Here is a 6,721-nt window from a genome sequence, read left to right as displayed (position 1 = left end):
TCTTTTGACGAAGCAAAAGAAGGTAGGTGCGCCGCCGGGCGCACACCCCGGCTCCCGCCCTTCGCAAAGGCACGCGGCAACCATGGGCAACCACAGGTCGCAAACCGCTATCTCAACACCAGCACCGGAATGTGCGAATGGGTCAACACATGCTGCGTCTCACTCCCCATCAACAACCGCTTGACCCCCTTGCGCCCATGCGATGCCATCACGATCAGATCCGCCTTGTGCTTCCTGGCCGCCGCGATGATCGCCTCGGCCACCAGGTCGGATTTGTGGACCACGGCCTTCACTGTGATGCCGCGTGCGCCACCGCGCGCCTTGACGGCATCCACCATGGCCTGTGCGGCATCGTTCCACTGCTGCTCGATGCGTTTCACGTCGCTCATCTCCACAGGCATGCCGCCTTCGAAGTAGCTGCGCGGGTAGCGCGGCACCACCTTGAGAGCGATGACGGTGGCCGATGTCAGTTCGGCCAGTCCAAGCCCATGGTCCACCGCCTTGTCGGACAGGGTGGAGCCATCGGTGGCGATCAGGATGCGTTGGTACATGGTGGTCTCCTTGCTTGTAGATAGTGCAAGCGTAAGGGCCATGATGTTCCCCGCCTTGATCCAGGTCAACAAGCCAACCGGGCTGCGGCGATAGGCTTGAGCCATGTCAAATGCCACCCCCAGCCCCGCAGATGCAAGCTCGCCGGTGGCCTCGCCACAGCAGCCGTACGCCACACTGCTCGACGATCCGCAGGAGTGGTCTTCCTTTGGCCGCCCCTGCGACCGCCGCGGAGCGCCGGTGGAGTCCGCCCCTGGGGACGCGCCCGCTTGGGAGTCGCATGTGGTGCTCTCGGGCATGCACTGCGCGGCCTGCGCCCTCAGCATCGAAGACGCGCTGCGCAGCGTGCCTGGCGTGCTGCAGGCCGATGTGAGTGCCGCCACGCACCGTGCGCGCGTGCGGTGGCAGCCCGCGCAGGTGCTGCCCTCCACCTGGATGGCCGCCGTGGCCCGTGCGGGCTACCAGGCGCTGCCAGCGATGGATGCGTTCGCACGCACCCAGCGCCAGCAAGAGAGCCGGCGCGCGCTGTGGCGCTGGCTGGTGGCGGGCTTTTGCATGATGCAGGTGATGATGTACGCGTGGCCCGCCTATGTGGCGCAGCCGGGCGATCTGTCGCAGGAGATGGAGACGCTGCTGCGCTGGGCCTCGTGGGTCATCACGCTGCCGGTGGTGTGTTTTGCCTGCGGCCCCTTCTTTGCCAGCGCGCTGCGCGACCTGCGCCTGCGCCGCGTGGGCATGGACCTGCCTGTGGCGCTGGGCATGGCCATCACCTTTGCCGTGAGCACGGCGGGCACCTTCGACCCGGCGGGCGTCTTCGGCAAGGAGGTGTACTTCGACTCGCTCACCATGTTCGTGTTCTTCTTGCTCACCGGCCGCTGGCTGGAGCTGCGCCTGCGCGACAGCACCGCCGGCGCGCTGGAGGCGGTGATGAACCGCCTGCCCGACAGCGTGGAGCGGCGCGGTGCCGATGGCGCTTTCACCCGCGTGGCCACGCGGCGCCTGGCGGTGGGCGACGTGATCCGCGTCTTGCCGGGCGAGGCCTTTCCGGCCGATGGCCGCATCACCGACGGCAGCACGCAGGCCGACGAGGCCCTGCTCACTGGCGAGTCCACGCCCGTGGCGCGCCCGCAGGGCAGCGCTGTGGTGGCGGGCAGCTACAACCTGCAGGCAGCCGTGCAGGTGCGCGTGGAGGGCACGGGCAGCGCCACGCGCTTTGCGCAGATCGTGGCGCTGATGGAAAGCGCATCGCTGCAAAAGCCGCGCCTGGCGCAACTGGCCGACCGCGTGGCGCGGCCCTTTCTCATCGCCGTGCTGCTCGCCGCCGTGCTGGCCGCTGCGTACTGGTGGCCCAGCAGCCCCAGCCATGCGCTCATGGTGGCGGTGGCGGTGCTCATCGTCACCTGCCCGTGCGCGCTGTCGTTGGCCACGCCGGTGGCCATGCTCACCGCTGCCGGCACCCTGGCGCGCCATGGCCTGCTGGTGCGCAACCTGCAGGGGCTCGAAGCCCTGGCGGCGGTGGACACCCTCGTGTTCGACAAGACCGGCACGCTCACGCGCGAGGGCATGGCACTGCAGGGCGTGCACACCATCACCGGCCTGGCGCGGCACGATGCCCTGGCGCTGGCCGCCGCCCTGGCGCGCCAGTCCATGCACCCCGCATCACGCGTCCTGTGCGCGGCGGCGGATGGCGGCCCTGGCCGTTGGGCGGCCACGGAGGTGGTGGAAGAAGCGGGGCAGGGCCTTACCGCCCGCGTGATCGACACCACCGGTGCGCTGGCCCCGCGCCGCCTGCGCCTGGGCTCTGCGCGCCATGCGGGTGTGGGTGCAGGGCAGGGCGCCGACAGCGCGGCCCTGCAGGTGGTGCTGTCTGAGGAAACGGACGGGCGCGGTGCCGCCGTCGAGCTGGCCCGCTTCACCCTGGCCGAAAGCCTGCGGCCCGAGGCCTGCGACGTGGTACAGGCGCTGCAGCGCGAAGGCGTGGCCGTGCACGTGCTCTCGGGCGACCGCATGGCGTCGGTGCAGCGCGTGGCTGCGCAGGCCGGCATCGCGCACTCGCAGGGTGATTGTTCGCCAGGGGGCAAGCTCGCGGCGCTGCAGGCACTGCAGTCGCAGGGCCGGCAGGTCGCCATGGTGGGCGACGGGCTCAACGATGGCCCCGTGCTGGCCGGGGCCAACGTGTCCTTCGCCTTTGGCAGCGCCGTGCCGCTGGCGCGTTCGCGCGCCGACTTCGTGGTGCTGGGCGGCAGCCTGCAACTGGTGCTGCAGGCCGTGCTGCTGGCGCGCAAGACGCTGCGCGTGGTGCGCCAGAACCTGTGCTGGGCGGCCGCCTACAACGCGCTGTGCGTGCCGCTGGCGGTGCTGGGCTACATGCCCGCCTGGCTGGCGGGGCTGGGCATGGCATTGAGCTCGCTGCTGGTGGTGCTCAACGCCTCGCGCCTGGCCCGGCTGGTGGGGGAGGCGAGGCCTGGGCAAGACGCTGCTTGTGCGCTGCCCAGGACCGCGCTGGAGACCGTGTGATGGACATCCTGTACCTGCTGATCCCCCTGTCCGTGGTGCTGGTGCTGTTGATCCTGGCCGGCCTGTGGTGGGCTGTGTACCGCGGGCAGTTCGAGAGCGTGGAGCAAGAGGGCGAGCGCATTCTCCGGAATGATTGACATGCGTCAATACCCATCGGCCCCTCTTGCCGGAGACTCATTCCAACACAAAGAGGTGCCCGATGGATTCAACGCAAAACACAGCTGCTGCGCACTACAACGACACGGTCGTGCGGCAGTTTTCTATCATGGCAGTGGTATGGGGGGTGGTGGGCATGTTGGTGGGCGTCATCATCGCCGCCCAGCTGGCCTGGCCTGAACTCAACTTCGGCATTCCGTGGCTCAGCTACGGGCGCCTGCGTCCACTGCATACCAACGCCGTCATCTTCGCCTTTGGCGGCTGTGCGCTGTTTGCCACCAGCTACTACGTGGTGCAGCGCACCTGCCAGGTGCGGCTGTTCGCAGCGCCGCTGGCGGCCTTCACCTTCTGGGGCTGGCAACTGGTCATCGTGGCGGCGGCCATCAGCCTGCCCATGGGCTACACCTCGGGCAAGGAATACGCCGAACTCGAATGGCCCATCGACATCCTGATCACGCTGGTCTGGGTGTCCTACGCCATCGTGTTCTTCGGCACCGTAGGCATGCGCAAGGTGCGCCACATCTACGTGGCCAACTGGTTCTTCGGCGCCTTCATCCTGGCCGTGGCCATCCTGCACCTGGTCAACAGCGCCGCGGTGCCTGCGGGCTGGATGAAGAGCTACTCGGCCTACGCCGGCGTGCAGGACGCCATGGTGCAGTGGTGGTACGGCCACAACGCGGTGGGCTTCTTCCTGACCGCCGGCTTCCTCGGGATGATGTACTACTTCATCCCCAAGCAGGCCGGCCGCCCGGTGTACAGCTACCGCCTGTCCATCGTGCACTTCTGGGCGCTGATCTTCACCTACATGTGGGCCGGCCCGCACCACCTGCACTACACCGCGCTGCCCGACTGGACGCAATCGGTGGGCATGGTGTTCTCGCTGATCCTGCTGGCGCCCAGCTGGGGCGGCATGATCAACGGCGTGATGACCCTGTCGGGCGCCTGGCACAAGCTGCGTGACGACCCCATCCTGCGCTTTCTGATCGTGTCGCTGTCGTTCTACGGCATGTCCACCTTCGAGGGCCCGATGATGTCCATCAAGACCGTCAACGCCCTGAGCCACTACACCGACTGGACCGTGGGCCACGTGCATTCGGGCGCCCTGGGCTGGGTGGGCCTGATCTCCATGGGCTCGCTGTACTACCTGATTCCCCGCCTGTTCGGCCGCGAGAAGATGCACTCCGTGCCGGCCATCGAGCTGCACTTCTGGATGGCCACCGTGGGCATCGTGCTGTACATCGCCGCGATGTGGATCGCCGGTGTCATGCAGGGCCTGATGTGGCGCGCCATCAACCCCGACGGCACGCTCACCTACACCTTCGTCGAAGGCGTCAAGGCCACCTACCCCTTCTACGTGGTGCGCGTGCTCGGCGGCCTGCTGTACCTGGGCGGCATGCTGGTCATGGCCTGGAACGTGTGGGCCACCGCCATCGCCGGCCGCTCGGTCAAGGTCGCCATCCCTGCAGTGCACGCTGCCCACGCCTGAGCAGCACGTACGGAGAGCTTTCATCCATGTCTGACAACAAGACCCCCGCGACCACCGGTTTCAGCCACGAAAAGGTGGAGACCAACAACTTTTTGATGATCGTGCTGATCCTGCTGGTGATCGCCATCGGCGGTCTGGTAGAGATCGTACCGCTGTTCTTCCAGAAGTCCACCACCGAGGCCGTCAAGGGCGTGGAGCCCTATACCGCCACGCAGCTGATCGGGCGCGATATCTACATCCGCGAGGGCTGCTACAACTGCCACTCGCAGATGATCCGCCCCTTTCGCGCCGAGACGCTGCGCTACGGCCACTATTCGGTGGCTGGCGAGTTCGTGTACGACCACCCCTTCCAGTGGGGCAGCAAGCGCACCGGCCCCGACCTGCACCGCGTGGGCGGCAAGTACAGCGACGAGTGGCACCGCATCCACCTGACCAACCCGCGCGACCTGGTGCCCGAGTCGAACATGCCCGCCTATCCCTGGCTGGAGAAGACACCCGTCGACACTGCCGTTGCAGCCCCCCGCATGAAGGCACTGCGCACCGTGGGCGTGCCCTACACCGACGGGCAGATCGCCGACGCGGCCGCCGAGCTCAAGGGCAAGACCGAGATGGACGCCCTGGTGGCCTACCTGCAGGTCATGGGCCGCGCGCTCAAGTAAGAGCGGCTAAAAAACTCTTCTGGCGTCGTTGCCGCGTCTTGTCGTACTACCCGTACTGCCTGCGACGCAGCGCCTGGCCAGAACCGCTTCGCTGAGTTTTTTTCCCGCTCCAAGTAACACCACATTCTGGGAGATTGCAATGGATATCACGACTATGCGCATCGTCGCCACGCTGGCCTCGCTGGCCTGCTTTGTCGGCATCTGGGTCTGGGCCTACCTGGGCAGCAACAAGGACCGCTTCGACGAAGCGGGCCGCGTGCCCTTCGAGCACGAGTGACCGTGCCCGCCTCAAGAACAACAACCACATGAACAAGAGAGCACCCCATGAGTGACTTCACCAGCAATTTCTGGTCGGTCTTCGTGACCGCCGTGACCCTGGGCGGCATCGTCGCCTGCGGGCTGCTGCTGTGGATGGCCGGCCGCAAGAAGGTCATGGCCACCGCTGACAACACCACGGGCCACGTCTGGGACGAAGACCTGGTCGAGATGAACAACCCCCTGCCGCGCTGGTGGGTATGGCTGTTCGTCATCACCATCGTCTTCGGCCTGGCCTACCTGGCCGCCTACCCGGGCCTGGGCACGTTTGCCGGCAAGCTCGGCTGGACGCAGCTGGGCGAGTACCAGGCCGAGATGGACAAGGCCAAGGCCGAGCTGGCGCCGCTGTACGCCCGCTTTGCTGACATGAAGCCCGAGGACATGGCGCGCGACCCGCAGGCCCACGCCATCGGCGAGCGCCTGTTCATGAACAACTGCGCGCAGTGCCACGGCTCCGACGCGCGCGGCAGCAAGGGCTTTCCCAACCTGGCCGATGCCGACTGGCTGCACGGCGGCTCACCCGAGAAGATCCGCGAGACCATCGCGCAGGGCCGCATCGGCGTGATGCCGCCCATGGCGGCCGCCGTGGGCTCGCCCGAGGACGTGCGCAACCTTTCGCACTACGTGCTGAGCCTCTCCAAGAGCCCGCACGACTCGCTGCGCGCATCGCTGGGCAAGTCCAAGTTTGCCGCCTGCGCCGCCTGCCACGGCATGGACGGCAAGGGAAACCAGGCCCTGGGCGCCCCCAACCTCACCGACGACGTGTGGCTGCACGGCTGGGGCGAAGCCGCCATCACCGCCATGGTCAACAACGGCAAGACCAACCAGATGCCCGCCCAGGCCGAGAAGCTGACCGAGGCGCAGATCAATGTGCTGGCCTCCTACGTGTGGAGCCTCTCCAACAACGGTGCCGCAGCCGCAACGCGATGACCGTGTGACCTGAACCCTGGCGCAAAGGCTTCGCCGCCATACGGCGGGGCCGTAGCGCGCCGGCCGGTGCATGCCCCAAAGGGCATTGCGATCGGCCCCCTATTAGAGA

7 protein-coding genes are annotated in these 6,721 nt (G+C 67.2%); 6 read left to right on the top strand and 1 reads right to left on the bottom strand.

Features of this window, described 5'->3' with window-relative positions:
- Nucleotides 1–107: 107 nt before the first annotated feature.
- Complete coding sequence (locus tag ASE28_RS01050) at nt 108–551, bottom strand: universal stress protein (RefSeq protein ID WP_057206401.1); 444 nt, start codon at nt 549–551, stop codon at nt 108–110.
- A 103-nt stretch (nt 552–654) separates the two neighbouring features.
- On the opposite strand from ASE28_RS01050, the gene ASE28_RS01045 reads away from it, so the two are divergent.
- From ASE28_RS01045 to ccoP, 6 genes are all read left to right on the top strand, one after another.
- Nucleotides 655–3,066, top strand: coding sequence for a cation-translocating P-type ATPase (locus tag ASE28_RS01045; protein WP_057263908.1), 2,412 nt, complete (start codon nt 655–657; stop codon nt 3,064–3,066).
- Nucleotides 3,066–3,203, top strand: coding sequence for a cbb3-type cytochrome oxidase assembly protein CcoS (gene ccoS / locus ASE28_RS01040; RefSeq protein ID WP_007860012.1), 138 nt, complete (start codon nt 3,066–3,068; stop codon nt 3,201–3,203). Before ASE28_RS01045 ends, ccoS begins: the two co-directional genes overlap by 1 nt.
- Before the next feature lie 62 nt (nt 3,204–3,265).
- Nucleotides 3,266–4,708 (top strand): cytochrome-c oxidase, cbb3-type subunit I, encoded by a 1,443-nt coding sequence (ccoN, locus tag ASE28_RS01035; protein WP_057263905.1) that lies wholly within the window; start codon nt 3,266–3,268, stop codon nt 4,706–4,708.
- A 26-nt stretch (nt 4,709–4,734) separates the two neighbouring features.
- Nucleotides 4,735–5,367, top strand: coding sequence for a cytochrome-c oxidase, cbb3-type subunit II (gene ccoO / locus ASE28_RS01030; protein ID WP_057206395.1), 633 nt, complete (start codon nt 4,735–4,737; stop codon nt 5,365–5,367).
- A 139-nt stretch (nt 5,368–5,506) separates the two neighbouring features.
- A complete protein-coding gene (locus tag ASE28_RS01025; RefSeq protein ID WP_057206393.1) occupies nt 5,507–5,644 on the top strand; it encodes a cbb3-type cytochrome c oxidase subunit 3 in 138 nt (45 codons plus the stop codon).
- 47 nt (nt 5,645–5,691) lie between these two features.
- On the top strand, nt 5,692–6,612 hold the full coding sequence (ccoP, locus tag ASE28_RS01020) for a cytochrome-c oxidase, cbb3-type subunit III (RefSeq protein ID WP_057263903.1): 921 nt from the start codon (nt 5,692–5,694) through the stop codon (nt 6,610–6,612).
- Nucleotides 6,613–6,721: the final 109 nt, after the last annotated feature.

This window comes from Acidovorax sp. Root219, from assembly GCF_001428665.1.
GTDB lineage: Bacteria > Pseudomonadota > Gammaproteobacteria > Burkholderiales > Burkholderiaceae_C > Acidovorax.
The sequence above is the reverse complement of the archived record's forward strand: the minus strand, read 5'-3'. Positions and strand labels throughout refer to the sequence as shown.